Annotated in this window: 28 protein-coding genes; 11 read left to right on the plus strand and 17 right to left on the minus strand. The window is 72.2% G+C overall.

Features of this window, described 5'->3' with window-relative positions; genetic code table 11:
• Positions 1-5 precede the first annotated feature (5 nt).
• The 4 genes from O7623_RS09890 to crtI all read left to right on the plus strand — a co-directional run bounded on the left by O7623_RS09890 (position 6) and on the right by crtI (position 4,135).
• On the plus strand, positions 6-596 hold the full coding sequence (locus O7623_RS09890; protein WP_282228316.1) for a GNAT family N-acetyltransferase: 591 nt from the start codon (positions 6-8) through the stop codon (positions 594-596).
• Positions 593-1,369: a carotenoid biosynthesis protein gene (locus O7623_RS09895; RefSeq protein WP_282228317.1), complete on the plus strand. Its 777-nt coding sequence runs from the start codon at positions 593-595 to the stop codon at positions 1,367-1,369. The genes O7623_RS09890 and O7623_RS09895 overlap by 4 nt, the downstream gene beginning before the upstream one ends.
• A complete protein-coding gene (locus O7623_RS09900; protein WP_282228318.1) occupies positions 1,366-2,568 on the plus strand; it encodes a glycosyltransferase in 1,203 nt (400 codons plus the stop codon). The genes O7623_RS09895 and O7623_RS09900 overlap by 4 nt, the downstream gene beginning before the upstream one ends.
• Positions 2,569-2,629: 61 nt before the next feature.
• Entirely contained in the window at positions 2,630-4,135 is a 1,506-nt protein-coding gene (gene crtI / locus O7623_RS09905) for a phytoene desaturase family protein (protein WP_282228319.1), read from the plus strand.
• Positions 4,136-4,184: 49 nt separating this feature from the next.
• On the opposite strand, the gene O7623_RS09910 is transcribed toward crtI, so the two are convergent.
• The gene (locus O7623_RS09910; protein ID WP_282228320.1) at positions 4,185-4,862 is read right to left on the minus strand and encodes a CDP-alcohol phosphatidyltransferase family protein; all 678 of its coding nucleotides are present in this window, start codon (positions 4,860-4,862) and stop codon (positions 4,185-4,187) included.
• A 44-nt stretch (positions 4,863-4,906) separates the two neighbouring features.
• Positions 4,907-5,824, minus strand: a complete 918-nt coding sequence (gene metF / locus O7623_RS09915; protein WP_282228321.1) for a methylenetetrahydrofolate reductase [NAD(P)H] — start codon at positions 5,822-5,824, stop codon at positions 4,907-4,909.
• Between the two features lie 60 nt (positions 5,825-5,884).
• On the opposite strand from metF, the gene O7623_RS09920 reads away from it, so the two are divergent.
• Entirely contained in the window at positions 5,885-6,967 is a 1,083-nt protein-coding gene (locus tag O7623_RS09920; RefSeq protein WP_282228322.1) for a polyprenyl synthetase family protein, read from the plus strand.
• 36 nt (positions 6,968-7,003) lie between these two features.
• Here the strand turns inward: O7623_RS09920 and O7623_RS09925 are convergent, their stop codons facing one another.
• The 3 genes from O7623_RS09925 to O7623_RS09935 are packed head-to-tail and all read right to left on the minus strand — an operon-like array spanning position 7,004 to position 8,231.
• Positions 7,004-7,384 (minus strand): lycopene cyclase domain-containing protein, encoded by a 381-nt coding sequence (locus O7623_RS09925; RefSeq protein ID WP_282228323.1) that lies wholly within the window; start codon positions 7,382-7,384, stop codon positions 7,004-7,006.
• Positions 7,381-7,836 (minus strand): lycopene cyclase domain-containing protein, encoded by a 456-nt coding sequence (locus tag O7623_RS09930; RefSeq protein WP_282228324.1) that lies wholly within the window; start codon positions 7,834-7,836, stop codon positions 7,381-7,383. Before O7623_RS09930 ends, O7623_RS09925 begins: the two co-directional genes overlap by 4 nt.
• A 5-nt stretch (positions 7,837-7,841) precedes the next feature.
• Entirely contained in the window at positions 7,842-8,231 is a 390-nt protein-coding gene (locus O7623_RS09935) for an Rv2175c family DNA-binding protein (protein ID WP_282229361.1), read from the minus strand.
• A 167-nt stretch (positions 8,232-8,398) separates the two neighbouring features.
• Between O7623_RS09935 and O7623_RS09940 the strand changes: the two genes are divergently transcribed.
• Both O7623_RS09940 and O7623_RS09945 read left to right on the plus strand, forming a co-directional pair.
• Entirely contained in the window at positions 8,399-10,504 is a 2,106-nt protein-coding gene (locus tag O7623_RS09940; protein WP_282228325.1) for a Stk1 family PASTA domain-containing Ser/Thr kinase, read from the plus strand.
• On the plus strand, positions 10,504-11,427 hold the full coding sequence (locus tag O7623_RS09945) for a deoxyribonuclease IV (RefSeq protein WP_282229362.1): 924 nt from the start codon (positions 10,504-10,506) through the stop codon (positions 11,425-11,427). The genes O7623_RS09940 and O7623_RS09945 overlap by 1 nt, the downstream gene beginning before the upstream one ends.
• A gap of 30 nt (positions 11,428-11,457) precedes the next feature.
• On the opposite strand, the gene O7623_RS09950 is transcribed toward O7623_RS09945, so the two are convergent.
• Both O7623_RS09950 and O7623_RS09955 read right to left on the minus strand, forming a co-directional pair.
• On the minus strand, positions 11,458-12,237 hold the full coding sequence (locus O7623_RS09950) for an ABC transporter permease (RefSeq protein ID WP_282228326.1): 780 nt from the start codon (positions 12,235-12,237) through the stop codon (positions 11,458-11,460).
• Positions 12,234-13,178: an ATP-binding cassette domain-containing protein gene (locus tag O7623_RS09955; RefSeq protein WP_282228327.1), complete on the minus strand. Its 945-nt coding sequence runs from the start codon at positions 13,176-13,178 to the stop codon at positions 12,234-12,236. The genes O7623_RS09950 and O7623_RS09955 overlap by 4 nt, the downstream gene beginning before the upstream one ends.
• 79 nt (positions 13,179-13,257) lie before the next feature.
• On the opposite strand from O7623_RS09955, the gene O7623_RS09960 reads away from it, so the two are divergent.
• The gene (locus O7623_RS09960) at positions 13,258-14,004 is read left to right on the plus strand and encodes a TetR/AcrR family transcriptional regulator C-terminal domain-containing protein (RefSeq protein ID WP_282228328.1); all 747 of its coding nucleotides are present in this window, start codon (positions 13,258-13,260) and stop codon (positions 14,002-14,004) included.
• Here O7623_RS09960 and O7623_RS09965 read toward each other — a convergent pair.
• The 4 genes from O7623_RS09965 to O7623_RS09980 are packed head-to-tail and all read right to left on the minus strand — an operon-like array spanning position 14,001 to position 17,763.
• Positions 14,001-15,023 carry a GntG family PLP-dependent aldolase gene (locus O7623_RS09965; protein WP_282229363.1) on the minus strand — a complete coding sequence of 341 codons (1,023 nt, stop codon included), beginning with the start codon at positions 15,021-15,023 and terminating at the stop codon, positions 14,001-14,003. The two genes, O7623_RS09960 and O7623_RS09965, sit on opposite strands and share 4 nt — an antisense overlap.
• Positions 15,024-15,054: 31 nt before the next feature.
• Positions 15,055-16,461: a 3-deoxy-7-phosphoheptulonate synthase class II gene (locus O7623_RS09970; RefSeq protein WP_282228329.1), complete on the minus strand. Its 1,407-nt coding sequence runs from the start codon at positions 16,459-16,461 to the stop codon at positions 15,055-15,057.
• A 10-nt stretch (positions 16,462-16,471) separates the two neighbouring features.
• A complete protein-coding gene (locus tag O7623_RS09975) occupies positions 16,472-17,104 on the minus strand; it encodes a hypothetical protein (RefSeq protein WP_282228330.1) in 633 nt (210 codons plus the stop codon).
• A 17-nt stretch (positions 17,105-17,121) separates the two neighbouring features.
• On the minus strand, positions 17,122-17,763 hold the full coding sequence (locus O7623_RS09980; RefSeq protein ID WP_282228331.1) for a TetR/AcrR family transcriptional regulator: 642 nt from the start codon (positions 17,761-17,763) through the stop codon (positions 17,122-17,124).
• Positions 17,764-17,949: 186 nt separating this feature from the next.
• Between O7623_RS09980 and O7623_RS09985 the strand changes: the two genes are divergently transcribed.
• Complete coding sequence (locus O7623_RS09985; protein ID WP_282228332.1) at positions 17,950-18,855, plus strand: ABC transporter permease; 906 nt, start codon at positions 17,950-17,952, stop codon at positions 18,853-18,855.
• Complete coding sequence (locus tag O7623_RS09990) at positions 18,848-19,648, plus strand: ABC transporter ATP-binding protein (RefSeq protein WP_282228333.1); 801 nt, start codon at positions 18,848-18,850, stop codon at positions 19,646-19,648. Before O7623_RS09985 ends, O7623_RS09990 begins: the two co-directional genes overlap by 8 nt.
• 106 nt (positions 19,649-19,754) lie before the next feature.
• On the opposite strand, the gene O7623_RS09995 is transcribed toward O7623_RS09990, so the two are convergent.
• From O7623_RS09995 to O7623_RS10015, 5 genes are all read right to left on the minus strand, one after another.
• Positions 19,755-21,365: a glycosyl hydrolase family 18 protein gene (locus O7623_RS09995; protein WP_282228334.1), complete on the minus strand. Its 1,611-nt coding sequence runs from the start codon at positions 21,363-21,365 to the stop codon at positions 19,755-19,757.
• A gap of 116 nt (positions 21,366-21,481) precedes the next feature.
• Entirely contained in the window at positions 21,482-21,832 is a 351-nt protein-coding gene (locus O7623_RS10000) for a DUF2203 domain-containing protein (protein WP_282228335.1), read from the minus strand.
• Positions 21,833-22,192: 360 nt separating this feature from the next.
• A complete protein-coding gene (gene proC / locus O7623_RS10005) occupies positions 22,193-23,011 on the minus strand; it encodes a pyrroline-5-carboxylate reductase (RefSeq protein ID WP_282228336.1) in 819 nt (272 codons plus the stop codon).
• An 88-nt stretch (positions 23,012-23,099) separates the two neighbouring features.
• Positions 23,100-24,128 (minus strand): 6-phosphofructokinase, encoded by a 1,029-nt coding sequence (locus O7623_RS10010; RefSeq protein ID WP_282228337.1) that lies wholly within the window; start codon positions 24,126-24,128, stop codon positions 23,100-23,102.
• Positions 24,129-24,303: 175 nt separating this feature from the next.
• Entirely contained in the window at positions 24,304-24,810 is a 507-nt protein-coding gene (locus O7623_RS10015; protein ID WP_282228338.1) for a polyadenylate-specific 3'-exoribonuclease AS, read from the minus strand.
• A gap of 360 nt (positions 24,811-25,170) precedes the next feature.
• Here O7623_RS10015 and O7623_RS10020 point away from each other — a divergent pair, with 360 nt between their 5' ends.
• Complete coding sequence (locus tag O7623_RS10020; protein ID WP_282228339.1) at positions 25,171-25,863, plus strand: Crp/Fnr family transcriptional regulator; 693 nt, start codon at positions 25,171-25,173, stop codon at positions 25,861-25,863.
• A gap of 62 nt (positions 25,864-25,925) precedes the next feature.
• On the opposite strand, the gene O7623_RS10025 is transcribed toward O7623_RS10020, so the two are convergent.
• On the minus strand, positions 25,926-26,117 hold the full coding sequence (locus tag O7623_RS10025) for a hypothetical protein (RefSeq protein ID WP_282228340.1): 192 nt from the start codon (positions 26,115-26,117) through the stop codon (positions 25,926-25,928).
• Positions 26,118-26,211: the final 94 nt, after the last annotated feature.

The raw sequence follows: 26,211 nt of genomic DNA on the forward strand, positions 1-26,211 counted from the left end.
CACCGATGAGGCTGGTGCCGTGGCTGCCGGACGACCTGCTCCGCCGGCTCGACGACGTGGTCGCCGTCTACGGTGAGGCGATGAACTACCGGGCCGAGTTGCTGGAGGTCCGGCGCGGCTACATCGCCACCCACGTGCGTCGCCCCGGGTTCCGGGCGGTCGCCACCCTCACCGACGAGGGCGCGCTGGCCGGGTTCGGCTACGGCTACCACTCCTCCGCCGGCCAGTGGTGGCACGACCAGGTACGCGGCGCGCTGCCCCGGTCACAGCGGCAGACCTGGCTCGCCGACTGCTTCGAAGTCGTCGAACTGCACGTGCATCCGCAGGCACAGGGCCACGGGCTCGGCGCGCACCAGCTGCGTACCCTGCTGCACATGGCCGCCGGCACGACCACGCTGCTGTCCACCCCCGAGGCCGACGAGCAGCGGTCCCGGGCCTGGCGGTTGTACCGCCGGTTCGGCTTCGTCGACGTACTGCGCCACTTCCACTTCCCCGGCGACGAACGGGCCTTCGCGGTGCTGGGCCGTACGTTGCCGTTGCCGCAACCGCAGCCGGCCGCCCACCCGGACGCCGCCCCGACCCCGCGACGCTCATGAACCTGCGGCGAACGCTGCCCTGGGCGGTCCTAGCGCTGCTGGTCGCCGCCCAGATCGGCTACCCGCTGACTGACGGCGGCGGGCGGACGGTGCTGACCGTCGCCACCGTGGTGATCGGCTTCGTCCTGTCGGTGGGCCACGCCGTGCTCAGCCGGGGGCCGCGCAGCGCCGCCGCGCTGGTGCTGGTCACCACCGGCGGTGGGCTGGCGGTCGAGGCCTGCGGGGTGGCGACCGGGTTCCCGTTCGGCGGCTACGACTACGCCGGCACGCTCGGGCCGAAGCTGCTCGGCGTACCGGTGATCATCCCGCTGGCCTGGACCTGGATGGCCTGGCCGGCCTGGCTGGTCGCGACGCGGCTGGTCAGCGGCGCGACGGCCCGCAGCGCGGCGGCCCGGGTCGCCGTCGGCGCGGTCGCGCTGGCCGCCTGGGATCTCTTCCTCGACCCGCAGATGGTCGCCGAAGGCCACTGGACCTGGCTGGACACCGAACCGGCGCTGCCCGGAGTGGCGGACATCCCGGTCGGCAACTACCTGGGCTGGCTCGCCGTGGCGGCGGTGATGATGGCGTTGTTGCAGCTCACCGGTGCCGCCGGTCGGGCCGAGCCGGCGGCGGACCCGCCGATGTACGCGCTGTACCTGTGGACGTACGCGTCGAGCGTGCTCGCCCACGCGGTGTTCCTCGGGCTGCCGGCGTCGGCCGGCTGGGGCGGGCTGGGGATGGGGCTGGTCGCGGTCCCGTTCGCGGTGGCGCTGATCCGCGCCCGCCGCCGATGAGTGGGTGGACGGCGGCCGCCGTCGGCGCGACCGCCATCGTGGCGGTGCTGCTGGCGCTGACCGCGCTGACCCTGGTCAACGCGCTGCGCTGGCTGCGCCGCCCGGTCGCGGTGACGGCCCCGGTGACCGAACCGGTGTCGATCCTGCTGCCGCTGCGTGACGAGGCAGACCGGGTGACGCCGTGCCTGCGGGCGCTGCTGGCCCAACGGCAGCTCACCGACTGGCGGATCGTCGTACTCGACGACGGCTCGACCGACGGCACCGCCGAGGTGGTCGCCGGGATCGCCGGCACCGACCCCCGGGTCCGGCTACTGACCGGCACCGGCCTGCCGCCCGGTTGGCTGGGCAAACCGCACGCCTGCCAGCAGCTGGCCGACGCAGCCGCACCGGCCGACGATGCGCGGGCCGACGGCACGCCGGCCGGCGTACTGGTCTTCGTCGACGCCGACGTGGTCCTCGCCCCGGACGCGGTCGCCGCCGCCGTCGCCACCCTGCGGGCCGTGCCGGCCCAGCTGCTCAGCCCGTACCCGCGGATCGTGGCCGGCTCGGCCGGTGAACGGCTGGTGCAGCCGCTGCTGCAGTGGACCTGGTTGACGTTCCTGCCGCTGCGGGCGATGGAACGCTCGCCGCGTACCTCGCTGGCCGCCGCCGGTGGCCAGTTCCTGCTGGTCGACCGGGCGGCGTACGACCGGGCCGGCGGGCACGCGGCCGTGCGTGACCAGGTGCTGGAGGACATCGCGCTGGCCCGGGCGGTCAAGCGGGCCGGCGACCGGATCGCCCTGGCCGACGGGTCGGCGCTGGCGACCTGCCGGATGTACGGGTCGTGGCGCGAGCTGTCCGCCGGCTACACCAAGTCGCTGTGGGCGTCGCTGCCATCGCCGGTCGGTGCGGCCGCCGTCGTGGCCACGCTGCTGATCCTGTACGCCGTACCGCCGGTGCTGGCCGTGGCGGGCCTGGCCGGCCTGGTCGGCGGGGCCGGGCCGGCCGCTGCCGGGCTGGCCACGGCCGGGGTGGCCGGCTACGCGCTCGGGGTCGTCGGCCGGGTGGTGGCGGCGCGGGCCACCGGGGGCCGGCCGGTCCCGGACGGATTGGCACATCCGGTCTCGGTCGCGCTGCTCGGTTGGCTCGTGATCCGGTCCTACTATCTGCGCAAGCGGCGGCGCCTCACCTGGCGCGGTCGCCCTGTGCTCATGCCCTGAGCGCCGCGGGCCGGCCGGTGCCGGCCGGGTCGGCGCCGGGCCAGCTGCGAGGAGGAGACCGTTGAGCCGGGTGGTGGTGATCGGTGCCGGGGTCGGCGGGCTCGCCGCCGCGATCCGGCTGGCGCACGGCGGACACGACGTGACCGTCGTCGAACAGGCCGACACCGTCGGCGGGAAGCTGGCCCGCTGGACGCGGCAGACCCCCGACGGCGAGTTCACCTTCGACACCGGGCCGAGCCTGCTGACCCTGCCACAGGTCTTCGCCGACCTGTTCGACGCCACCGGTGAGCCGCTGGAGAAGGTGCTGGACCTGGTCGCGCTCGACCCGATCGTGCGGCACCGGTTCCCTGGTGTCGGCGACACCGACGCGGCCTGGCTCGACTCGTGCGCCGACCCGGCCCGGTTCACCGACCGGATCGCCGCCGCCCTCGGCGACGGTGCGGCCGCCGACTGGCAGCGGGTGTGGCGGCGGGCGCAGCGGATCTGGGACGCGTCCTGGCGGGACGTGCTGCGCCGGGAGGTCGGTTCGCCGCTGGCGATGGCGCGGCTGGCGTACCGCCTCGGTGACCTGGCGGCGATCGCACCCGGCCGGACCCTGCGCGGGGTGCTGCGCCGCGACGTGCGCGACCCACGGCTGCGGACCCTGCTGGAGCGGTACGCCACCTACACCGGCGCGGATCCGCGGCGCGCCCCGGCGGCGCTGCTCGCCGTGCCGTACGCCGAGTTGGCCTTCGGCGGCTGGTACGTGCGCGGCGGGCTCGGCGCGCTCGCCGACGCCCTGCTGTCGCGCTGCCTGGACCTGGGGGTGGTGGTGCGGACCGCGACGACGGTCACCGCGATCGACGCCGCCGGTGGCCGGGTGCACGGGGTACGGGTGGCCGGGGAGTCCCGGCCGGTGCCGGCCGACGTGGTCGTGGCCAACGTGGACGCGCTGCGGGTCTACCGGGAACTGCTGCCGCACGCCGGGCGGCTGGCCCGGCTCACCGACCGCAGCCTCGGCGGGTTCGTGCTGCTGCTCGGGGTACGCGGCCGGACCGAGCAGTTGGCGCACCACACGGTCTTCTTTCCGGGTGACTACGACGCCGAGTTCGACGCGGTCTTCGGTGACCCGGGACGCGGTCGGCCGGCGCGGCCGGCGGCCGACCCGACGGTGTTCGTCACGGTGGCCGACGACCCGGCGGCCCGCCCGGACGGCCACGAGGCGTGGTTCGTGCTGGTCAACGCGGCCCGGCAGGACCTGTCGTTGGCCGGGGTGGACTGGCGCCGGGAGGGTCTGGCCGACGCGTACGCCGACCACGTGCTGCGGGTGCTGGCCGAACGCGGCGTCGACGTCCGGGACCGGGTGCTGTTCCGCGAGGTCCGCACCCCGGCGGATCTGGCCGCCACGACGGGTACGCCGGGCGGGTCGATCTACGGCACGGCCGGTGGCCTGCTGCGGCCGGCCAACCGGGGGCCGGCGGCCGGGCTGTTCCTGGTCGGCGGGTCGGTGCATCCCGGCGGCGGGTTGCCGATGGTGACCCTGTCGGCGCAGATCGTCGCCGAGCAGATCGGCCCGGCCGGGCGCTGACCCGGTGCCGGGATGCCGTCGACTTCGACTGTCGGACGGTGTGGGCGTGTCAGCGCAGGGTCCGGCGGACGGCGGTGAGGAGTTGGCTGAACCCGAACAGGGCCAGCAGCACCCACACCGCGGTGACGACGGTGAGCACCCCGGCGGCGAGATCCGGGGCGATCATCGCGGCCGCCCCGGCCAGCAGCAGACCGACCAGGGCGGCGCTGACCCGGGTCGGCCGCTCCCCCATCGTCACCGCACCGATCTCGCGCATCCCGGCCGCCGCCGCCCGGGCCCGCAGGTACTCGTGCAGCCAGGACAGCGCACCGGCGGCGACGACCAGCGGGCCGGGCGCGCCGGCCAGCCAGAAGGCGAGCAGCCAGAACGCCTCACCGGCCCGGTCGGCCAGCGAGTCGTAGACGTAGCCGAGCCGGGTGGCGCGCCCGGTCACCACCGCCAGGGCCCCGTCGACCGTGTCGGCGACCGCGGCCAGCAGCACCAGGGCGGCGGCGACCAGCAGCCCGTACCCGCCACGGGAGGCGGCCACCGGCGTGGCGGCGCAGAGCACCAGCCCGGCGACGGTGACCGCGTTCGGCCCGACGCCGGCCCGGCCGAGCAGGTCGGCGACGGCGTGCGCGGCGCGCAGCCAGTAGCGCACCACCGGGGTGGCCGTACGCGGATCGAACCCGCCGTGCAGCCGTGCCCAGGTGACGGCGTAGTCCTGCCAGTTGAGCCGGGTGTCCACGACAGCTCAACCGTGCCGGGGCGCTACCGGTGGCGGGACGGCGGTCACACCCGGGTGCCGGCGGCGACGTTGAGCCACACCTCGCGGGTGGCCGTCGACCTGTTCATGGTGATGAAGTGGATGCCCGGCACGCCCTCGTCGATCAGCCGCCGGCAGAGCAGGTTGGCCTGCTCGATGCCGAGCTGGCGGACCGCTTCGGCGTCGTCGGCGACCTTGGCGAACTGGGCGGCCAGCGCGGGCGGGAACGGTGCACCGGACAGCTGCTCGGAACGTTCGATGGTGGCCAGCCTGGTCACCGGCATGACACCGGGCAGGATCGGGGTGTCGCAGCCGGCGGCCGCGACCCGGTCGCGCAGCCGCAGGTAGTCGTCGGCGTCGAAGACCATCTGGGTGATCGCGAAGTCCGCGCCGGCGCGGCACTTGCGGATGAAGTACGCGGTGTCGGTGGCGATGTCCGGCGACCGGGGATGTTTGTACGGGAAGGCGGCGACGCCGACGCTGAAGTCGCCCGAGTCGCGGACCAGCCGGACCAGGTCCTCGGCGTAGTGCACCCCGTCGGGGTGCGGAATCCATTCGCCGGTCGGGTCACCGGGCGGGTCACCGCGTACGGCGAGCACGTTGCGCACTCCCGCGCCGGCCAGCCGGCCGATCACGTTGCGCAGTTCGGCGACCGAGTGGTTGACGGCGGTGAGGTGTGCCATCGGCAGCAGGGTGGTCTCGGTGGCGATCCGTTCGGTGACGTCGACGGTGGTGTCGCGGGTGGTGCCGCCGGCCCCGTAGGTGATCGACACGAACGACGGCTGCAACGGCTCCAGCTCGCGGATCGCCTGCCAGAGCAGCCGCTCGCCCTCCGGGGTCTTCGGCGGGAAGAACTCGAACGAGAAGGTCGGTGCGCCGGCGCGGATCAGGTCGCCGATCGACGGCTGGGAGCCGGGGAGTACGGACGGTAGACCGAGAGCCACGGATGTGACTGTACCGGGTGGCGGGTGAGATGCGTACCGGCCAGCCGATAGCGTCAGGGCGTGACAGAGAGCATCGCGGTCGCGCCGACCGACCGGGCCGACCTGCGCCAGCGCGTCGACCGTGCGCTGGCCGACTTCCTGCGGGACCGGCGGCGCTGGTTGCGCGACGTCGACGAGGCCCTGCTCGAGGTGGCCGACGCCATCGAGGACTTCGTGCTCGGTGGCGGTAAGCGGTTGCGGCCGGCGTTCGGTTACTGGGGCTACCGGGGCGCGGGGGGCGCCGACTCGGCGCAGGTGGTGACCGCCCTGGCGGCGTTGGAGTTCGTACAGGCCAGCGCGCTGATCCACGACGATCTGATGGACGGTTCGGACACCCGCCGGGGCGAACCGTCGGTGCACCGACGGTTCGCCGCGCAGCACCGTCGGCACGGTTGGCGCGGCCCGGCGGACGGCTTCGGTGCCTCGGCGGCGGTGCTGCTCGGTGACCTGTGCCTGGTCTGGTCGGACGAGTTGCTGCACGGCTGCGGGCTGACCGCCGGAATGCTGCGGCGGGCCCGGCCGGTCTTCGACGAGATGCGCACCGAGGTCACCGTCGGGCAGTACCTGGACGTGGTGACCCAGTTCACCGGGGACACGTCGGTACGCCGGGCCACCCAGATCGCCCGGCTCAAGTCGGCGAAGTACACGGTCGAACGACCACTGCTGCTCGGCGCGGCGCTGGCCGACGCACCACCGTCGCTGGCGGCGGTCTACTCGGCGTACGGTCTGCCGCTGGGTGAGGCGTTCCAGCTGCGCGACGACGTGCTCGGGGTCTTCGGTGACCCGGCCCGGACCGGTAAACCGGCCGGCGACGATCTGCGGGAGGGCAAGCGGACCTTCCTGGTGGCCTCGGCGTACCAGGCCAGTGGGCCGGCGGGCCGGGAGCTGCTCGACGTCCGGCTCGGCGACCCGGCGCTGGATCCCGACGGCATCGACCAGTTGCGGGAGCTCATCGTCGCCAGCGGCGCGTTGGCGGTCACCGAGGCGCGCATCACCGAGCTGACCACGCGGGCCTTGGCGGCGCTGGAGCCGGCCGCCGTCGACCCGCAGGCGCGGCAGGTGCTGGTCGACCTGGCGATCGCCGCGACCAGCCGCACCGGCTGACCGGCTGACCGGCACGCGACCGACCGCGTAGCGGATCTAGCCGGCGGGCGGCTGCGTCGGCGGGCGGCGCTGGCGCAGCCAGGTCAGCAACCAGTCGCCGGTGCCGGCGGCCGGGGTACGCCCCACCCCGCGACGTCCGAGCCACACCCACGTCGACAGGGTGAACAGCACCATGGCGAAGCCGAACAGCAGGTCCTCCACCGGCGCGTACGCGATCCGCAGGCCGATGATCGCCTCGGGGTCGTAGATGACGATCTCGCGGCCGGTCAGGATGCCGTTGGACAGCAACTGGAAGCCGACGATGATCGGGTAGGTCGCCCAGAAGACCGCCCGCAGCACCAGCCGGGTCCGCAGCACCAGCAGGTCGACCAGCACGGCGGCGAGAACTCCGGTCACGGCCGCCAGGGTGTAGCTCATCGGGTGACCGGCCGCTGGTCGCGCCGGGCCGGGCGGTCGTCACCGCCGTCCCCGCCGACGCCGACGACGGTCCCGTCGCCGACCTCGCTACCGACCTCGTCGCCGGCCGACCAGCGGTCGTCCGGCCGGCGGGGCCGACCCGGTGGGGTACGCACCGCCCGGACCGCCTCGAATCCGAGGACGGTGCAGATCGGTACGACCACGAAGAACAGCAACTCGTCCAAGGGCAGCCGGCCGGGCAGCAGGATCCCGGTGGTCTGCGCCGGATCGAACTCCCAGTGACCGGCGGCGATCGCCGCGACGTCCCAGGCCACGAAGACCACGATCACCGGCAGCAGGGTCAACAGCAGCCGGCGCCATCGCCGCAGCACGTTGACCCGCAGGATCGGCTCCAGCCAGAGCGCGGCGAGCAGGCAGCCGGCGAGCACCGCCAGGTAGCTGAGCCGGGCCATCGCGGTCAGAAACCTTCGGCCTGGGCCCGGCGTTTCACTTCGCGGGCCCGGTCACCACCGAGCGCCGCCGCCGGGGTGCCGGGCAGCGTGTCGTCGGGGCGGTACAGCCACTCGAGGGTCTCCTCGTCGGAGAATCCGGCGTCGTGCAGCACCGTCAGCACCCCGGGCAGATGCTTGCGGACGGTCCGGTTGGCGACCAGTTCGGCCGGCACCCGGCGGACACCCTCGCGGCGTACCGCCAGCAGCTCCCGGTCCCGGATCATCTGATGGACCTTGCTGATCGTCACCTCCAGCCGCTCGGCGACCTCGGGTAGCGTGAGCCAGTCGGTGGGCCCACCGGCGGTCGACGGCGCGGACGCGGCGGTGGCGGCCGGCCCGCCGGTGGCGGCCGACACGGTGCTGGCGGCCGACGCGGTGATGGCGGGATCTGTCACATCACTACCCTGCCACGCAGCATACGTGCGCCACCACGTACCCCGCAGGTAACGGTTTGGCCCGGTTCGGTCCGCCCGGGTCGATCGGTGTTCTGCCGCTGCCCTCCGGCCGCATAGACTGCCTGCCGATGGACACACAGGTCGCCGATTCGCTGCTGGGCTCGTTGATAGGCGGGCGCTACCGCATCCGTGCCCTCGTGGCCCGGGGCGGCATGGCGACCGTGTACACCGCCACGGACGAACGGCTCGAACGTACCGTCGCGCTGAAGATCATCCATTCGACGCAGCTCAATGAGGTCCGCAGCCGCGACACGGGTTTTCTCGACCGGTTCACCGACGAGGCGAAGACCATCGCCCGGCTCACCCACCCCAATGTCGTCGCCGTCTACGACCAGGGCGTCCACGAGGGGCTGCCCTACCTGGTGATGGAGTACGTCCGGGGCCGGACGCTGCGTGACGTGCTGGCGGAACGTCGCCGGCTCAACCCGGGTGAGGCGCTGGCCATCCTCGACCAGATGCTGGCGGCCATCGGCGCCGCGCACCGGGCCGGCCTGGTGCACCGCGACGTCAAGCCGGAGAACGTACTGGTCGCCGAGGCACCGACCGGTGGTGCGGGCAACCTGATCGACAGCGTGGTCAAGGTCGCCGACTTCGGTCTGGCCCAGGCGGTGGAGGCCAGTTCCGAGGCGGGCGCCGGGCAGCTCATGGCGACGGTGGCGTACGTGGCACCGGAGCTGGTCACCGAGGGTCGGGCGGATCCGCGCACCGATGTCTACTCGGCCGGGATCGTGCTGTTCGAGATGCTCACCGGCCGGGTCCCGTACGACGGCGACCAGCCGGCCGTGGTGGCCTGGCAGCACGTCGACCAGGACGTACCGCCGCCGTCACAGACGGTGCCCGGGATTCCCGCGATGGTCGACGACCTGGTCGTGCGGGCCACCCGTCGGGATCCGGGGCAACGACCGACCGACGCCGGGGCGTTGCTGACCCAGGTGCAGGCGGTCCGCGACGATCTCGGCAACGCCAGCGCCAACACCGCGGTGCTGCGCCACGTGGCCCAGCCCACGATGGCGATCAACCCGGTGCAGCCGGCCGACCGGCCGGCATGGGCCCGGCTGCCCGAGCCCAAGGAGAAGCGCGATCGGTCGGGGCAGCGCCGGCGGGCCTCGGCCAGCACGGTGGTCCGGTCGACGGCGGCCGGTGGACCGCCGGTGGCGGCGGTCGCTGGCGACAGCTACACCCCCGGCACCTACCGCAGTGGTGACGTCGGCGCCGGCACCTACCGTAGCGGTGACGCCAGCGCCGGCACCTACCGCAGTGGTGACACCGGTCCCGCTGCCGGGCGCGGCGGGTGGCTGCGGGACCCGCAGAACCGGCTGGCGGTGATCGCCGGCGTGGTGGTGCTGGTCCTGCTGGTGGGCATCGGCGGTTGGTGGTTCGGCGCCGGCCGGTACACCGTGGCACCCGAGCTGGTCAGCCTCGACCGGGCGCAGGCCCAGGCACTGGCCAACGAACGGGGCCTGACGGTGCGGTTCACCGATCCCCGCCACGACGACACCGTGGCCCGCGACCTGGTGCTCGCCCAGGATCCGCCGGGCAACGGCCGGGTCGTGCGCGGCGGCGAGATCGTACTCACCCTCTCCCTCGGTCCGGAGCGCTACCAGGTGCCCGACGTTGTCGGCAAGACCCTCGACCTGGCCCGGGTCGACCTGGAGAAGGCGCTGCTCGTGCTCGAACAGGGCCCCGACCGGTACGACGACAACCTGCCCGCCGGCAGGGTGATCGCCGTCGATCCACCGGTCGGTGCCGAGGTCACCGCCGGCGACGTGGTGACGGTGACGGTCAGCAAGGGCCGGGCGCCGATCACCGTGCCGAACGTGCTGGGGCTCGACGTCAACGAGGCGCGGCGGATCCTGGAGGAGCTCAAGCTCGAGCCGTTGATCGCCTCGGAGGAGTCGGACAAGCCGAAGGACCAGGTGATCGGGCAGGAGCCGGCGGACGGGGCCGGAGTGGAGGAGGGTGCGGAGATCAAGCTCAAGGTGAGCGAGGGTCCACCCGCCGTCACGGTGCCACGAGTGATCGACCGCCCGTGTCCGGAGGCGCAGGCCGAGTTGCAGGGTCTGGGCTTCGCGGTCCGGGTCGACTTCAACCCCAACGGTACGGTCCGGTACCAGAGCCCGGGCGAGAACTCCCAGGTGCCGCCGGGCACCGAGATCGTGATCGGTTGCCTGTAGTGCGGCCGGGGCACAGCGCCGACGGTCACCGGCCGGTCGGATCGCACACACCGACCTCGGGCGGGCTGGCGCGCGCCGCGCTGCCCTACGCCGACGCCGCCGGATCCGAGGTGGTGCAGGTCTACGTCGGCAACTCGCGCGGCTGGGCGATGCCCGACGGCGACCCGGCGCAGGACGTGGCGTTCCGGGACGGCTGCGCCGAGCGCGGGCTGCGCGCGTACATCCACGCCTCGCTGCTGGTGAATCTCGGCTCGCCGACCGCGGCCACCGTCGAACGCTCCACCGCGACCTTGGCGCACGCGCTGCGCCGGGGTCGGGCGATCGGCGCCGAAGCGGTCGTCTTCCACGCCGGCAGCGCCGTCGACGACGGGTACGCCGACACCGCGATGCGCCAGGTACGTGCGGCGCTGCTGCCGTTGCTGGACGCCGCCGAGGCCGCCGACGGGCCGTTGTTGCTGGTGGAACCGAGCGCCGGCGGCGGCCGATCGTTGGCGTCGCGGGTGGAGCACCTGCAGCCGTACCTGGCCGCGGTGGACTGGCATCCCCGGATGGGGGTCTGCTTCGACACCTGCCATGCCTGGGCCGCCGGGCACGACGTGGCCGCCCCGGGTGGCATGACGGCGACGCTGGACGCGCTCGTCGCGGCGGTCGGCGCGGACCGGCTGCGGCTGGTGCACGCCAACGACTCCCGCGACGGCTGCGGATCCACCCGGGACCGGCACGAGACGATCGGCAAGGGCACGATCGGTGCGGCGGCGTTCGCCGAACTGATGCGGCATCCGGCCACGGCCGGGGTGCCGGTGGTGGCGGAGACCCCGAGCGACAAGCACCTCGGGCACGCCGCCGACATCGCGACGCTGCGACGGCTGGCGGACGACCCGGCCGCTCTGGTGACCGTCCGCCACCCGTCGTCGGCGCGCTGACCGCAGGTCAGGCACCGAACGCCCGCCGGTTCAGGTACGGAGCCTGCGGTAGGCCCGCCCGGCGAGCGGGACGAAGATCGCGGTGATCAGCAGTGGCCAGCCGATCGCGAGCCACACCGCGCCGTCGGCGAGTGGGCCGTCGGTGACGCCAGTCGGATTGCCGAACAGTTGGCGGGCGGCGGTGGCGGTGGCCGACAGCGGATTCCAGGCGGCGATCGCGCCGAGCCAGCCGGGCATCGTCTCGGCGGACACGATCGCAGTGGAGAGGAAGCCGACCGGCCAGACCAGCACCTGAACGGCCATCGTCGCGCCCTCGCCGCGCAGCAGCAGGCCGAGATAGATGCCCAGCCACAGCAGGGCGAACCGCAGCCACAGCAGCAGCCCGACGGCCAGGACGATCGACGCCGGACCGGCGTCGATCCGCCAGCCGACGACCAGCCCGCCGGTGATCAGCACGAGCAGTTCGACCGCCGAGGTGGACATGTCGGCACCGACCCGGCCGAGCGAGACCGCCGCGCCGCCGATCGGCATCGAGCGGAACCGGTCGGTGATCCCCTTGCGGGCGTCCTGCGCCATCGCGGTGCTGGTCGCCTCGACGCCGAACATCATGGTCAGGGCGAGCATCCCGGGGAGCAGGAAGGCCAGGTAGTCGCCGCCACCGGGGACGGTGATGGCACCGCCGAACAGGAATCCGAAGATCAGCAGCAGCATGATCGTGAAGAGCAGGTTGAAGATCGGGGTCCACGGTTGGCGTACCCAGTGGGCCAGGTCCCGTTGGGTGATGATCCATCCGGCGCGCAGGGTGGTCACCGTCCGGCCTCCTTGTCGGTCAGCGCGAGGAACACCTCGTCGAGCGTGGGGCGGCGCAGTTGCAGGTCCTCCGGGGTGATTCCCAGGTCGTCGAGGGTGCGCACGACGGCGGCCAGCGCGGTGACGGCGGCACCGACCTCGACGGTCACCCGGCGGGCGTCGGCGTCGACGGTCGCGGGCGCGCCGACCGCGCGGCCCAGCCGACCGGCGAGTGGCTCGAGCGGTTCACCGGCGGCCAGGGTGAGGCTGACCCGGTCGCCGCCGATCTGGCGCTTCAACGCGTCCGGGGTGCCGCTGGCAGCGATCCGGCCGTGGTGCAGCACGGTGATGTCGGTGGCGAGCTGATCCGCCTCGTCGAGGTACTGGGTGGTCAGCAGCACGGTGGTGCCGAGCTGCGCGACCTCACGGACGCCGCGCCAGACCTCGGCGCGGGCCCGGGGGTCCAGTCCGGTGGTCGGTTCGTCGAGAAACAGGACGGCGGGCCGGACGATCATTCCGGCGGCGATGTCCAATCGGCGACGCATCCCACCGGAGTAGGTGGCCACCGCCCGGTCTGCGGCGTCGGTGAGGTCGAACTGGTCGAGCAGCGCGTCGGCCCGCCGCCGGGCGTCGACGGTGTTCAGGCCGTACAGCCGGCCGAACATGACCAGGTTCTGCCGGCCGCCGAGGATCTCGTCCACGGCGGCGTGCTGACCCACCACCCCGATCCGTTCGCGGACCCGCCGGGCCTGGGTCCGTACGTCGAGTCCGGCCACCCGTACGTCACCGGCGTCGACGTCGATCAGGGTGGCCATCGCCTTGACCGCGGTGCTCTTGCCGGCGCCGTTGGGGCCGAGCAGTCCGTGGATGGTGCCGGTGGGGACCTGCAGGTCGATGCCGTCGAGCGCGGCCTGGTCGCCGTACCGCTTGCGCAGGCCGTGGGCTGTCAGGGCGTGTTCCATCGCCACTCGCTCCTAACTCCGTATAGGTTACGGAATATACCGCTGCAACACCGTACACCACACGGCGTATCCTGCCCACATGGCCGATCAGGACGTCGACCGCACGCTGACGCTGCTCTGGCGCCGTACTCTCGGCACACCGCAAGGCTCGCGGGGGCCGAAGCAGCGGGTCAGCGTGGACGACGTGGTGACGGCGGCGATCGAGGTCGCCGACGAGTCCGGCCTGGCCGCCTTCGCACTGCGCAAGGTCGCCGACCGGCTCGGCCTGAAGCTGATGTCGCTCTACACCTACGTACCGGGCCGGTCCGAGCTGATCGGCCTGATGGTCGACGAGGTGCTGGGCGAGCGGGAGCTACCGGCACTCACCGGTGACCTACGGCAACGGCTGTACACCGTCGCCCGGCACCAATGGGACGAGGCACACCGGCACCCGTGGTTGCTGCAGGTCGACAACAGCCGGCCGTGGATCGGGCCGAACGGGTCGGACCGCTACGAGTGGCAGCTCACCGCCGTCGAAGGCGCCGGCTTCACCGACCTGGAGATGGACCAGATCGTCACGCTGATCAGCGGATTCACCGCCAGCGCCGCCAAGGCGTCCATCGAGGCACGACAGGCCGTCGACCGGTCGGCGATGACCGACGCCCAGTGGTGGGAGATCAACGCACCGATCCTGGAGCGGGTGATGCCCGCCGGCGCGTACCCGATCTCGTCACGGGTCGGCACCGCCGCCGGCCAGGAGTACAGCTCCATCGGCGATCCGCAGCGGTCCTTCCGCTTCGGCCTGGACCGGATCGTCGACGGGCTGGAGCGTCTGCTGGAACGTTAGCGGCGCAGAATGCCGGCGAGGACGACAGCCGCTCGGTCCACCGCGTCGTCGTCGATGTCCAGGTGGGTGACGAGCCGGGCGGTGTCCGGCCCGACCACCGATACCAGGACTCCCTCGGCACCGGCCGCCTCGGCCAGCGCCGGGCCACTCAGCGCCGTCGCACTCAGGTCCAGCGCGACGATGTTGCTGCGGACCTGCTCCGGCCTGACGACGCCGTACGGTGCCAACGCCTGCGCCAACCGGGCGGCCCGCGCATGGTCGTCGGCCAGCCGGTCCAGGTGGTGCGCCAGCGCGTACCGCCCGGCGGCGGCGAGCACCCCCGCCTGGCGCATCCCGCCGCCCATCCGCTTGCGCAGCTGCCGGGCCACGGCGACCCGCTCGGCGCTGCCGACCAGCACCGAGCCCACCGGTGCGCCGAGCCCCTTGGACAGGCAGACCGAGACGGTGTCGAACAGCGCGCCGTACTCGGCCAGCGGCACCCCGTCGGCGACGTGGGCATGCCAGATCCGCGCCCCGTCGCAGTGCAGCGCCACTCCGGCCGCTGCGGTCACCGCACGGAGGCGGCGCAGCACCGGCGTACCGATGATCTGCCCGCCGGAGCGGTTGTGGGTCTGCTCGACGGCGACCGCCCGGGTCGGCACCGCGCCGAAACCGGCCGGCCGCAGCATCGCCGCGACCAGGTCCGGGTCCGGGTCACCGCCGGCGGCCGGCCAGGTCCGCGAGGAGATCCCGCCGTACGCCGCCGCCGCGCCGACCTCGTAGGTGACCACGTGGGCGTCGGCGTCGCAGAGCAGCTCCCCGCCAGGCGGCACCAGGGTCTGCAGGGCGAGCTGGTTGGCCATCGAGCCGGTCGGGGCGAACAGCCCGGCCTCGTGGCCGAACATCGCCGCGACCTGTGCCTCCAGCGCGTTGACCGTCGGGTCCTCGCCGTACACGTCGTCGCCGACCTCGGCGGCGGCCATCGCCGCCCGCATCCCCGGTGTCGGCCGGGTCACCGTGTCCGACCGCAGGTCGACCACGGTCGCCAGCGACCGACCCGGTCGGGTCGGGTCAGCCACGCAGCATCTCCGCGACCAGGAAGGCCAGCTCGAGGGACTGCTGGGTGTTCAGCCGCGGGTCACACGCGGTCTCGTACCGGTCGGGCAGGTGGATGTCCTCGATCGCCTGGGCACCGCCGAGGCATTCGGTGACGTCCTCGCCGGTCAACTCGACGTGCAGTCCGCCGGGGTGGGTCTGCAGGCCCCGGTGCACCTCGAAGTATCCGAGTACCTCGTCGACGATGCGGTCGAAGTGGCGGGTCTTGTAACCGTTGGACGACTCGTGGGTGTTGCCGTGCATCGGGTCGCACTGCCACACCACCCGGGCACCGGCGGCGGTGACCTTCTCCACGATGGGTGGCAGAGCGTCACGGACCTTGTGGTTGCCCATCCGGCTGATCAGCGTGAGCCGACCGGGGACGTTGTCCGGGTTGAGCTTCTCGCAGAGCTCGAGTGCCTGCTCCGGACTGGTACCCGGGCCGAGTTTGACGCCGATCGGGTTGGCGATGCGGGAGATGAAGTCGATGTGCGCGCCGTCGATCTGCCGGGTCCGCTCGCCGACCCAGAGGAAGTGCCCGGACAGGCCGTATGCACGGTCGTCCGAGATGCGGGTCAGGGCGCGGTCGTACTCCAGGGCCAGGGCCTCGTGCGAGCAGTAGAGCGTGACGGTGCGCAGCGCCTCGTCATCGGTCATCCCGCAGGCGCGGATGAACGCCAGCGCCCGGTCGATCTCCCGGGCGATCGCCTCGTAGCGCTCCCCCGCCGGGGACCGCTTGACGAACCCCTTGTTCCAGTCGTGCACGGCGTGCAGGTCGGCCAGCCCGCCGGCGAGGTAGGCGCGGAGCATGTTCATCGCGGCGGCCGAGTTGGCGTACGCCCGGATCATCCGCTGCGGGTCGGCGACCCGGGCCTGCGGCGTCGTCTCCAGTGAGTTGATCATGTCGCCGCGGTACGCCGGCAGCCCGAGCGCGTCCGTCGGCGACGAACGCGGCTTGGTGTACTGCCCGGCCACCCGGGCCACCTTGACCACCGGCAGCGACGCGCCGTACGTGAGCACCACGGCCATCTGCAGGATCGTCCGGGCGTTGGCCAGCAGATGACTCTCGGTGTTGTCGCTGAACGTCTCGGCGCAGTCGCCGCCCTGCAGCAGGAAGGCCTTGCCGTCACAGACCAGGGCCAGTCGCTGCCGCAACTGGTCGACCTCGTACGGAGCGACGACCGACGGCACGTTGCCCAGCACCTGACACACCTCGTCGACCGCGGCCGGGTCCGGCCACGGCGGGGTCTGCGCCCGGGGCAGTTCCCGCCACCGGTCCAGGCCGAGCGCCACGTCCTCGACGGAGTCGATGGCGGGTCGGCTGGTCTGCAGGCTGGGGTGCCCGACCGACGGGTAGCTCAGCTGATGCCACTGTTGGCCCATGCGCCAAAGACTAGTCTGCGATCGGCGCGGTGAGGTCGCCGGCCGGCGCGGTGAGGTCGCCGGCCGGGGCGGTGAGGTCGCCGGCCGGGGGCGCTCCGACGGCGTCGTCGAAAACGGTGCCGGCGTCGTCGGCCGGGTCGTCAGCGTCGACCGGCGGGTCGTCGGTGCCGGTCTGCGGGACGTCGGGGTCGGCCGCACGGCTGGTCTCGTCGTGGATGCACCAGGTGCCGTCGTCGGCCGGCGTGACGGTGAACACCAGCTCGACCGGCACGGTCGTACTGCCGGTGACGACCGTCACGCGGGTGGTGACCTCGTACCCGACCGTGGTCTGGCGGGTCCCGACGATCTCCGCCTGCGGCACGGTGAACTCCTCGGCGAAGTCACCGTTGGGCCCGGTCGCGCTGGCCTCGAAGATCGGCTGGGTGGCGGGGCAGAACTGGGCCCGGCCCTGGGCGACGTCCTTGCTGCGCATCGCGTCCAGGTAGGCGTGCACCACCGCCTCGGACTCGCCCTGACCGCTCGGAGATTGCGCGGCCGACGGCGCGGGTGTCTGCGGTGCGGAACCGTCGGCGGTGCAACCGGAGATCGACAGGGCGAGTACGGCCGACGCCGACAGCGCCGCCCCCACCGACTGGAGCCGCATCCGCGTCCTCCTCGTGACTACCCGGGCCGGGACGAGTCTACGGCCGTTGGCCGCCCGGCCCCGGTGACGGTGAGCGCGGCGGCCACCGCGTCGGCGACCTGACTGACGTACCGGGCGGGCAGCGGGGTCCGGGCGACCGCCAGGCGCCAGTAGAGCGGGCCGACCATCAGGTCGACGAGCAGATCGGGATCGGTGTCCACCGGGATCTCCCCCCGGGCCACCGCGCGGCTGGTCACCAGGCTGCCGATGCCCCGCTGGCTGTCCCGCAGCGCGGTCTGCAGGGTCTGCGCGATCGCCGGGTTGCGGGCCGCCTCGGCGAGCAGGTCGGGCACGATCTGCCCGGCCAGCGGATGGCGCAGGGCACGGGCCGCGATGGCGAGCACCACTTCGAGGTCGCCACGCAGGGAGCCGGTGTCGGGCACGGCGGTCACCCCGACGGCCACCTCGGAGATGATCTCGATCACCATCTCGAGCTTGGAACCCCACCGCCGGTACACGGCCGTCTTGCCGACACCGGCCCGACGGGCCACCGCCTCGATCGACATCCGGCCGTATCCGACAGCGGCCAGCTCCTGGAAGACCGCAGCCCGGATCGCCTGTGTCACGTCCTCGCGGAGCACCGCCGCTCCGGCGGGTGCACGTTTGCCGTCGCCCTGCATCCGTCGGAGTGTAGCCGAACGACGATACGGTTGCGTATCGTCGTCGGCTCCCCTACCGTTTCCGTCAGGACGCGACGGTATCGTTCCGTGCCACCGGGCGCCCGAGGTGAAAAATCGGACGGGCAGCTACGGGAAGGGGTCGGAGGTGCGCGAGTGGCAGCGCTGGCTGAGGGAAGGACGGACGGGATGCAGCAGCCAACCAGCGGCACGACCGTGACGCTGGAACCGGAGAGCGGGCCGACGCTCGCCGAACTGGCCGAGCGGCACGGGCTGGCTGTCAGCGGTGCCCGGCCCGGCCTGGGCACCTACCTCAAGCAGGTGTGGTCCCGACGGCACTTCATCTGGACGTTCGCCAACGCACGGCTCATCGCGACGTACACCAACGCCCGGCTGGGTCAGATCTGGCAGGTGATCACGCCGCTGGCCAACGCCGGCGTCTACTTCCTGGTCTTCGGGGTGCTGCTCGGCACCAACCACGGGATCGACAACTTCATCGCGTACCTGTGCACCGGCATCTTCATCTTCAGCTTCACCCAGCAGACGGTGAGCACGGCGGCCCGGTCCATCGCCGACAACCTCAACCTGATCCGGGCGATGCACTTCCCCCGGGCCAGCCTGCCGATCACCTCGGTCCTGGTCCAGGTGCAGCAGCTCGCCCCGTCGATGCTCGTCCTCGTGGTGATCATGCTGGTCACCGGCGAGTGGATCGACCTCAGCTGGCTGCTGCTGATCCCGGCCCTGATCCTGCAGATCCTGTTCAGCACCGGGCTCGCCCTGATGGTGGCCCGCTGGGCGTCGCGCACCAGCGACCTGTCCCAGCTGCTGCCCTTCGTGATGCGGACCTGGCTGTACGCCTCCGGCGTCTTCTACAACATCGACCGGTTCACCGCCGACCTGCCGGGCTGGGTGGCGGTGGCGCTGCAGTTCAACCCGATGGCGGTCTACATCGACATCGTCCGGTACGCGCTGATGGACTCGATGGGCACCGCGCCCGGCTACCTGTGGCCGGCGGCGGCCGCCTGGGCGCTGGTGATGAGCGTCGCCGGCTTCGTCTACTTCTGGCGTGCGGAGGAGGAGTACGGCCGTGGCTGAACCGCTGGTCGCACCGGCACCCGGCACCGACACCCGGGTGCCCACGGTGATCGTCGACAACCTGCACGTCGTCTACCGCGTCACCGCGGGCGGCGGCGGACGCACCAGCCCGGTCGCCGCGCTGCGGCGCATCGTCACCCGACAGCCCGCCCCGTCGGTACGCGAGGTGCACGCCATCCGGGGCGTGAGCTTCGTGGCGTACCGGGGTGAGGCGATCGGCCTGATCGGCAGCAACGGCTCCGGCAAGTCGACCCTGCTGCGCGCGGTGGCGGGGCTGCTGCCGCCCCGCCGGGGCAAGGTCTACACCCAGGGCCAGCCGTCGCTGCTCGGGGTGAACGCCGCGCTGATGAACGACCTGACCGGCGAGCGCAACGTGGTGCTCGGCTGCCTGGCGATGGGGATGAGCCCGGCCGAGGTACGGGCCCGGTACGACAGCATCGTGGACTTCTCCGGGATCAACGAGCGGGACGACTTCGCCTCGCTGCCGATGCGGACCTACTCGTCGGGCATGGCCGCCCGGCTGCGGTTCTCCATCGCCGCCGCGAAGAGCCACGACGTACTCATGATCGACGAGGCGTTGGCCACCGGTGACGCCGCCTTCCAGAAGCGCAGCGAGGAGCGGGTCCGCGAGCTGCGGGCCGAGGCCGGCACGGTCTTCCTGGTCAGCCACTCCAACAAGTCGATCCTGGACACCTGCGAGCGCAGCATCTGGCTGGAGTCCGGGGTGATCCGGATGGACGGCCCGAGCGCCGACGTGGTCAAGGCGTACCAGGACCACGTCAACCGCAAGTAAGCCGTACGGTCCTCCGGCAGACCGCACGGTCCGGAGCGGGCATCGCCTGCTCCGGACCGTCGGACGGCCCGCTGGCGGGGCGTCGGTTGCCGACCCCGCCAGTGGGTCAGCTGAGTCCGCTGCGGATCGCGGTGACCAGTTCACCGTTGCCGGTGTCGCCGGAGAGCTCCCAGAAGAAGGCACCGCCGAGACCCTGGCCCCTGGCGTAGTTCATCTTGCCGCCGATGGTGGCCGGGGTGTCGTAGCTCCACCAGTTGCTGCCGCACTTGGCGTACGCCGTGCCACCGACCGTGCCGGTCGCCGGGCAGGTGTTCTTGAGCACCTTGTAGTCCTCGATGCCCTGCTCGTAGGTGCCCGGTGCCGGCCCGGTGGCGCTGCCGCCCGGGGCGGTCTGACTGACCCCGGTCCAGCCCCGGCCGTAGAAGCCGATGCCGAGCAGCAGCTTGCTGGCGGGGATTCCCTTGCTCTTGAGTTTCTGGATCGCCGCGTCGGACCAGAAGCCCTGCTGCGGGATCCCCGGGTAGGAGGTCAGCGGCGAGTGTGGTGCCGTCGGCCCCTGCGCGTTGAAGGCGCCGAAGTAGTCGTACGTCATCGGCATGATCCAGTCGAGGTTGCCGGCCGCGCCCGCGTAGTCGGTGGCGTCGATCTTGCCACCGGTGCTGCCATCGGCGGTGATGGCCGCGGTGACCAGGGCCGACGGCCCGAACCGGGTGCGCAGCGCCGAGACCACGTTCTTGAACGCGTTCGGGCCGCTGGCGTCACAGGTGAGTCCGCAGGCGTTGGGGTACTCCCAGTCGATGTCGATGCCGTCGAAGACGTCCGCCCAGCGTGGGTCCTCGACCAGGTTGTGGCAGGACTCGGCGAACGCGGCCGGGTTCTGCGCCGCCTGGGTGAAGCCGCCGGACCAGGTCCAGCCGCCGAACGACCAGATCACCTTGAGGTGCGGGTACATCCGCTTGAGCTTGCGCAACTGGTTGAAGTTGCCGCGCAGCGGCTGGTCCCAGGTGTCGGCCACCCCGTCGACGCTCTCCGCCGCCGTGTACGCCTTCTCGTAGTCGGCGAAGCTGTCCCCGATGGTGCAGCGTCCGCCCGTGGTGTTGCCGAAGGCGTACAGGATGTGGGTCATCTTCGCCGCTGATCCACTCGTGTGGATGTTGCGCACGTGGTAGTTGCGGGCGTACACGCCCCACTGGGTGAAGTAGCCGACGACCTTCTGACCGCCCGGTGGTGGCGGCGGCGTGGTCGGTGGCGGCGTCGTCGGGGGCGCGGTGGTCGGGGGTACGCTCGTCGGCGGCGCGGTCGTCGGGGCCGGACCGCCGCCGCAGGAGACGCCGTTGATCGTGCAGTTCAGCGGGGCCCGGAAGGCACCGGTACCGATGTAGCCCCAGCTGATCGAGGCACCAGGGGCGAGGCTGCCGGCCCAGCTCTTCTTGACCGCGGTGTACCGGGTGCCGCTGCGGGTCACGTCGGCGTCCCAGAAGCTGCTGATGGTGGTGCCGGCGGGCAGGTCGAACTCGATCCGCCAGGTGCTCACGGGGGCGTCGGATCCGTTGGCGACGGTCACCTTGACCTCGTGGCCGGTGCCCCAGTCGGAGGTGGCGACGAAGCTGGCGGAGATGCTGCCGGCGCCGAACGCGGCGGTGACCGGCACGGCCGCCGCGGCGGTCACCACTGCCAGCGCGCCGGCCCACACGGCACGGCGCAGGGATGTTCTCATGAGGCGTCTCCCTATTAGTTAGGAAACTTTCCATAAAGTGCCTGAGACGCTACTCACCTGTCCAACCGTTCGTCAAGATGTCGATATCTCGATGCGATGGGCGAACGCGCCGCAGCTCAGACGCGCCGACGTCCGGAGAAGCCGCACTCCAGCCGGTGATACCAGCGGATCTCGCCGTCACCTTCCAACCAGCACCAGAGCACGGGGCGCCCATCGAGCTCGCCCGGAAAGTCCAGCAGCACCGGGGCGACGCCCTTGACCTGGATGTCGTGCTCGTTCACCTCGTCGATGATCCCGTAGATCCGGGCTTCCAACCCTTTGACCTCGGCCAACCCGCCGTGCGGACTCGGCACGCCAGCGGCCAGATCGGCCCGCAACTCGGCCAGGTCCGCCCGCAACGACACGAGCTCGTCGATGCGGGGTCGCAGAGTGGCCATCAGGTGCCGTGCCTGGGCGAGAGTGAACACGTCCGACAGTATGGTCCACGGACCGGACCGGCGGGCACCACCATCACGCTGGGCCACCACCGGCAGGCCCGGAACCGGCCTGACACCGGCCATCGCCGCTGCCCCCGGGCCGCCGCCGGTCGCCCGAGCGCCGGCGGCGGCACAGGGCGCGTCGGCGGAACGCGCCCCGGTCGGCCGGCCGTAGGGGGGCAACCAGGGCCGGCACTACGACGTCGCCGCAGGGGGAAGTGTCGATGCGACGTCGGTACGGTGGTCCCGGCCGCGAACCGGTTCCGCTGATCAGGCGCCACAACCACCGATGTTGCATACGGTAGCCACATCGACACGGTCGGCGGAAGTCCTGGAACGTGAATGAATGCCTCAGGTGTGCTGCGCGGCCAACTCACGGGCCCGGTCGCGGGCCGCCTCCAGCGCGGCGAGCAGGGCCGCCCGTACGCCGTGATTCTCCAGCTCCCGGATGGCCGAGATCGTGGTACCGGCCGGGGAGGTGACGGCCTCGCGCAGCTTGACCGGGTGCTCACCGGAGTCGCGCAGCATCACGGCCGAGCCGATCGCCGTCTGCACGATCAACTCGTGGGCCACCTGGCGCGGCAGCCCGAGCAGGATCCCGGCGTCGATCATCGCTTCCACGAGCAGATAGAAGTACGCCGGCCCGGACCCGGACAGCGCGGTGACCGCGTCCTGCTGCGACTCCGGCACCCGCAGCGTGGCGCCGAGCGGCGTGAACATCTCCTCGGCCAGGGCCAGGTGCGCGGCGGTGACGTGCCGGCCCGGCGAGATCGCCGTCATCGCCTGATCGACCAGGGCCGGCGTGTTGGTCATCACCCGGATCACCGGGGTGCCCTCGGGCAGCCGCCGGGCGAAGAACTCGGTCGGCAGCCCGGCGCACAGCGAGATGACCAGCTTGTCGGCCGGTACCTTCGGGCCGATCTGATCCAGCAGAGCGGCGGCGTCCTGCGGCTTGACCGCCACCGCCAGCACCTCGGCCTCGGCGACCGCGACGAGGTTGTCGACCACCGACACGCCGTACCGCAGGGCGAGATCCTCGGCCCGCTCCCGACGCCGGGTGGTGGCCAGCAACTGCGCCGCCGGCCAACCGGCGCGCAGCAGTCCGGACAGGACCAGCTCGCCGATCTTGCCGGCACCGATCACCGCGACCTTGTGCGCGCCGGGAGGCATCCGTACTCCACTCTGCTGATGCGTGCCGCCGGGCGACGGACGGGCACACACGGACGATGCCGCGCGCCCCCACCCGTCGCCCCGACGGTCAGCTGCCGAAGAAGACCTCGGCCTCGGTGTACCGTTCCAGCGGGACGGTCTTGAGCTCCCGGGTCGCCTCGGCCAGCGGCACCCGGACGATGTCGGTGCCCCGGATCCCGACCATCTTGCCCCAGTCGCCGTCGTTGGCGGCGTCGATGGCGTGCAGGCCGAGCCGGGTGGCGAGCACCCGGTCGAACGCGGTCGGGGTGCCACCACGCTGGATGTGACCCAGCACGACGGTCCGGGCCTCCTTGCCGGTCTTGGCCTCCAGCTGCTCGGCGAGCCACTGGCCGATGCCACCGAGCCGGACGTGGCCGAAGGAGTCGAGCTCCTGGTTCTGCAGAACCATCTGGCCCTCCATCGGGTGGGCCCCCTCGGCGACCACCACGATCGGGGCGTACTGCTTCTGGAAGCGCTTCTCGACGTAGGTCGCGACCTGCTCGACGTCGAACTCGCGCTCCGGCAGCAGGATCACGTTCGCACCCCCGGCCAGGCCGGCGTGCAACGCGATCCAGCCAGCGTGCCGGCCCATCACCTCGACCACCAGGGTGCGGTGGTGGCTCTCGGCGGTGGTGTGCAGCCGGTCGATGGCCTCCATCGCGATGTTGACCGCGGTGTCGAAGCCGAAGGTGTAGTCGGTGGCACCGAGGTCGTTGTCGATGGTCTTCGGCACGCCGACCACCTGGACACCGAGCTCGTGCAGCTTGGTGGCGACGCCGAGGGTGTCCTCACCACCGATCGCGACCAGGGCGTCGACACCCTGGGCGGCCAGGTTCTCCTTGATCCGCTCGACCCCACCGTCGATCTTGAACGGGTTGGTCCGGGACGACCCCAGGATGGTGCCGCCACGGGGCAGGATGCCCCGTACGTCGTCGATACCGAGAGGCTTGCTCAGCCCCTCCAGCGGCCCGCGCCAGCCGTCGCGGAAACCGATGAACTCGTGACCGTAGCTGGCGACGCCCTTGCGCACCACCGCCCTGATCACGGCGTTCAGGCCGGGGCAGTCGCCACCACCGGTGAGCACGCCGATACGCATGATCCGCTCATCCTCCAGGAATCTGTGCGGTAGACCCACTCGAGCCCCAGGAACGAAGTCCGGTCAGACCGTCGGCGTCATTGCCGGCCCGGGGCGGGCCGTCAGTGCGCACTTTATCGGCCCGCCCGGCGGCGAGGCGACCAGACCCCGAGGATCACCGTCGAGACGGACCCGGTCACCGGCGGTACGCCTGGCTGATCACCTGCCACCGGGCCAGGTTGTGCCGCGCGTCGACCAGCGCGTCGTGACGCTCGGCGACCGCCGTCGGCAGCGCCGGGCGGCCCGCGTCGTCCCACCGTTGCCGCAGATCCTTGGTGAACCGCGGCACCGGGCGGGGCAGCGCCGGCATCGCGCCCCACAGCTGCGCCAGGGCCACGTGGTCGTACGCGGCGTACCAGGCCCACAGCTCCAGCTCGTCGGCCGTACCGTCACGCAACGGCGCCACCAGGAACTCGTACAGCTCGTCCCGGATCCGCTCCCGGGAGCGCCAGGCCGGGTCGGCCGGCGACGGAAGCTTGTCGAGCACGTTACGGCGCACCCAGGGGATCGCCCGGGCGGCGTCGAACTCGGTGGAGACCGCGTAGAACTCGCGGCCGTGCTCGTCGACCACGCCGATCGAGACGAGGTCGATGATCCGGCCGTCCTCGATGAACTCGCAGTCGTAGAAGTAGCGGTACGTCATCGCCGTCATCCTCGCCGATCGGCGTCGACGGCGGCCCGTCGGGGTGCCGGCCGGGGCCGCACCGCCCCACGGACGGACCCCAGCCGGCACCGCTTCCCCACGGCCGGATCCACCGGGCCCCCGTGTCGGCCCCCACCCGCCGGTGGATCTGGCCACCAGCCTGCCGGTTTGTCGGGCACAGGACTGTCACAGAAATGATTGTGGGGGTGTACACCACGCGACAGGCCAGCCATGATCTGATGTTGACACCGTTCTCCGAACGGTATCTATTTCATGTTCGCCCGCGTCGGTGCTGCATCCCCGGCCGGGTGCGATGGTGCCCTCGGTGGGATGGTGCCCTTGGTGGGGAGGGGTTGGACCGTGGAGATGCGCCTGCCGGAGCCGGGTGACGCGCTCACCGGCGTGGACATGTTCGCCGGCCTCGAACCGGAGGTCCGACAGCGGGTGATCGCCGCCGCCGTGCCCCGTACCTACCGTAAGGGGCAGTTGCTCTTCGTGGAGAACGATCCCGGCGATTCGCTGATCGTGCTCAAACGAGGCGCGATCGCGGTGTTCCGGACCGCGCCCACCGGCGAGCGTGCCGTGCTGTCGGTGATCCGGCCGCCCGACGTCCTCGGCGAGGTGTCACTGCTGGACGCCTCCACCCGTTCGGCGTCGGCCGAGGCCATCGAGGACTGCGCCGCGCTGGCCCTGTCCCGCGGCGCGTTCATGGATCTGGTCCACTCCAACCCGCGGATCCTCGACGCGGTGATGCGCTCGCTCGGCGCGCTGATCCGCCGGCTCACCGAGCAGAACGCCGACCATGTCTTCCTCGACCTGCCTGGCCGGGTGGCCAAGACCCTGGTCCGCCTGGCCGGGGAGAGTCACGCGCCGATGATCACGATCGAGCTGAACCAGAGTCAGCTCGCGGAGATGGCCGGCGGATCCCGGCAGAGCGTCAACCAGGCCATCGGCTCGTTCAGCAGCCGCGGCTGGCTGCGTACCGAGGGGCGTCGGATCGTGGTCACCGACGTCGCCGCGTTGCGTCGTCGGGCCGGCATGGCCGACCGCTGACCGGCCACGGGCGGCACCCGTCGGCTGACGCGTGCCGCCCCGGACCTGCCTGACCCGTGCGGTCAGGGCTGGGTGCTGGTCGGACCGATCCAGTTGGTGCCGACCTTCTCGCTGGTCGGGCCGATCCACTCGGAAACGACCCCTTCCTCCTCCAGCTTGGCCAACGTGCCGGCGTCGAGGTCGACCATCTCCCCTGCGGAGTGGTCGACGCCGGACGGGTCGGTCCAGTCCTTCTCCAACCTCGCGTACACCATCTCAGGACTCCCCTGCTCGGTCTGAACTGGCGGAATGAATGTAGCCCGGTTCCACCCACCGATGGACTGTCCATTAGCCAACAGCCCGGTTATG

It is taken from the genome of Solwaraspora sp. WMMD791 (genome assembly GCF_029581195.1).
Classification (GTDB): Bacteria; Actinomycetota; Actinomycetes; order Mycobacteriales; family Micromonosporaceae; genus Micromonospora_E.

Bases quoted from the DNA above. Each gene is read 5' to 3' on its own strand.
- O7623_RS09890 (WP_282228316.1), top strand. From the start codon at position 6: ATGAGGCTGGTGCCGTGGCTGCCGGACGACCTGCTCCGCCGGCTCGAC.
- O7623_RS09895 (WP_282228317.1), top strand. From the start codon at position 593: ATGAACCTGCGGCGAACGCTGCCCTGGGCGGTCCTAGCGCTGCTGGTC.
- O7623_RS09900 (WP_282228318.1), top strand. From the start codon at position 1,366: ATGAGTGGGTGGACGGCGGCCGCCGTCGGCGCGACCGCCATCGTGGCG.
- O7623_RS09925 (WP_282228323.1), bottom strand. From the start codon at position 7,384: ATGAGCTACACCCTGGCGGCCGTGACCGGAGTTCTCGCCGCCGTGCTG.
- O7623_RS09930 (WP_282228324.1), bottom strand. From the start codon at position 7,836: ATGGCCCGGCTCAGCTACCTGGCGGTGCTCGCCGGCTGCCTGCTCGCC.
- O7623_RS09940 (WP_282228325.1), top strand. From the start codon at position 8,399: ATGGACACACAGGTCGCCGATTCGCTGCTGGGCTCGTTGATAGGCGGG.
- O7623_RS09955 (WP_282228327.1), bottom strand. From the start codon at position 13,178: ATGGAACACGCCCTGACAGCCCACGGCCTGCGCAAGCGGTACGGCGAC.
- O7623_RS09960 (WP_282228328.1), top strand. From the start codon at position 13,258: ATGGCCGATCAGGACGTCGACCGCACGCTGACGCTGCTCTGGCGCCGT.
- O7623_RS09970 (WP_282228329.1), bottom strand. From the start codon at position 16,461: ATGGGCCAACAGTGGCATCAGCTGAGCTACCCGTCGGTCGGGCACCCC.
- O7623_RS09975 (WP_282228330.1), bottom strand. From the start codon at position 17,104: ATGCGGCTCCAGTCGGTGGGGGCGGCGCTGTCGGCGTCGGCCGTACTC.
- O7623_RS09980 (WP_282228331.1), bottom strand. From the start codon at position 17,763: ATGCAGGGCGACGGCAAACGTGCACCCGCCGGAGCGGCGGTGCTCCGC.
- O7623_RS09985 (WP_282228332.1), top strand. From the start codon at position 17,950: ATGCAGCAGCCAACCAGCGGCACGACCGTGACGCTGGAACCGGAGAGC.
- O7623_RS09995 (WP_282228334.1), bottom strand. From the start codon at position 21,365: ATGAGAACATCCCTGCGCCGTGCCGTGTGGGCCGGCGCGCTGGCAGTG.
- proC (WP_282228336.1), bottom strand. From the start codon at position 23,011: ATGCCTCCCGGCGCGCACAAGGTCGCGGTGATCGGTGCCGGCAAGATC.
- O7623_RS10010 (WP_282228337.1), bottom strand. From the start codon at position 24,128: ATGCGTATCGGCGTGCTCACCGGTGGTGGCGACTGCCCCGGCCTGAAC.
- O7623_RS10015 (WP_282228338.1), bottom strand. From the start codon at position 24,810: ATGACGTACCGCTACTTCTACGACTGCGAGTTCATCGAGGACGGCCGG.
- O7623_RS10025 (WP_282228340.1), bottom strand. From the start codon at position 26,117: ATGGTGTACGCGAGGTTGGAGAAGGACTGGACCGACCCGTCCGGCGTC.